Here is a 1,699-nt window from a genome sequence, read left to right on the forward strand (position 1 = left end):
GAGGCCACTGAAAAAGTCCCCCAGCTCACCAAAAGAGACAGTTCCTCATTTTTTTGAGGAGTCTGTCTCTTTTTTTCGGTATAATTGAAGTATCTTATCCAAGGTTGGTGATCCCTGTGCTCCCGAAACAGCAGAGCTTTTTGTTGAGTCCGTATACAGAACTTTACGATGTACTCATCCCCAAAGATCATATGTTGCGGAGGATGGACGAACTGGTGGACTTTAGCTTTGTGTATGAGGAACTGCATGACAACTATTGTCATGACAACGGACGTACAGCTGTAGATCCGGTTCGGATGTTTAAATATTTGCTACTCAAGTCCATCTTTGACTTGTCTGACATCGACCTGGTTGAGCGCTCAAAAACGGATTTGTCATTCAAGTTTTTTCTGCATATGGCTCCAGAAGAAGCTGTCATTGATCCCAGTCTACTCACCAAGTTTCGCAAATTACGGCTCAAAGGTATGAAGTTGTTAGATCTGCTCATCGGCAAAACGGTGGAAATCGCCATCGAAAAAGGCGTCATTCGCAGCAAATCTATCATTGTGGACGCAACTCATACCCAAGCCCGCTACACCCAAAAAACACCGCAAGCCGTGCTACGGGAACGTTCCAAGCGTCTGAGAAAGGCCATCTACACGCTGGATGAATCCATGAAAAGTAAGTTTCCCGCCAAACCCGCCACGGATGTCCTGGAAAATGAAATCCAGTATAGCCAGCAACTGGTCGCTGTGATTGAACAGGATGGGCGATTTACCGGACTGCCGAAGGTTACAGAACCGTTGAATTTATTGAAAGAAACCGTCACCGACGATGTGGAGCATCTGCAAACGTCTGCGGATCCCGATGCCAAAATGGGTCACAAAAGTGTGGACTTCTCGTTTTTTGGTTACAAAACCCACATCGCTATGAGTGAAGAGCGAATCATAACAGCGGCAACAATTACCACCGGGGAAAAACACGACGGCAAGCAACTCCAAACCTTGATTGAAAAAAGTAAGGCGGTAGGAATGAAAGTGGAGACGGTGATTGGAGATGCAGCCTATTCGGAAAAAGATAACCTCGCCTACAGTGCGCAAGAAAACATCCAACTGGTCGCAAAACTACATCCTTTGATTACTCAGGGAAACCGAAAGAAGGAAGACGAATTTGAGTTCAATAAAGATGCAGGGATGTATGTGTGCAAGGCTGGTCATCTAGCAACTCGCCGGGCGCGGCAGGGGAAAAAAGGCCAAGGAGAAAACCAAACCGACACCTATTACTTTGACGTAGAAACATGCAAGCGATGCCTTGTTCGGGAAGGCTGCTACAAGGACGGGGCAAAAAGTAAGACATATTCTGTAAGTATAAAAAGCGATGAACATCTGGCTCAAGCCGTATTTCAGGAGAGTGAGGTCTTTAAGACCAAGGCCAAAGAGCGATACAAAATTGAAGCCAAGAACAGTGAACTCAAGCACAGACACGGGTATGATGTGGCATCCTCCTCGGGTCTGATTGGCATGGAAATGCAAGGAGCGATGGCGATTTTCGCGGTGAATCTGAAGCGGATCTTGAAGTTGATGAGCTAAAAAGAGGAGCAAGCGTAGACATGAGGAAGCAAAAAAAGACGACATCTCATTCAAAAACAAAGGAATGAATGTCGTCTTTTTAATGGATTCCCTTTCAGCTATCTGTAAGAACCATGTTTTTCAGTGGCCTC

At 45.8% G+C, this 1,699-nt stretch carries 1 protein-coding gene; it reads left to right on the top strand.

The window, feature by feature from the left end; genetic code table 11:
• Positions 1-116: 116 nt before the first annotated feature.
• Complete coding sequence (locus QD47_RS29370) at positions 117-1,568, top strand: IS1182 family transposase (RefSeq protein ID WP_044649452.1); 1,452 nt, start codon at positions 117-119, stop codon at positions 1,566-1,568.
• Positions 1,569-1,699 lie beyond the last annotated feature (131 nt).

Source organism: Paenibacillus terrae, from assembly GCF_000943545.1.
GTDB classification, from domain to species: domain Bacteria; phylum Bacillota; class Bacilli; order Paenibacillales; family Paenibacillaceae; genus Paenibacillus; species Paenibacillus terrae_A.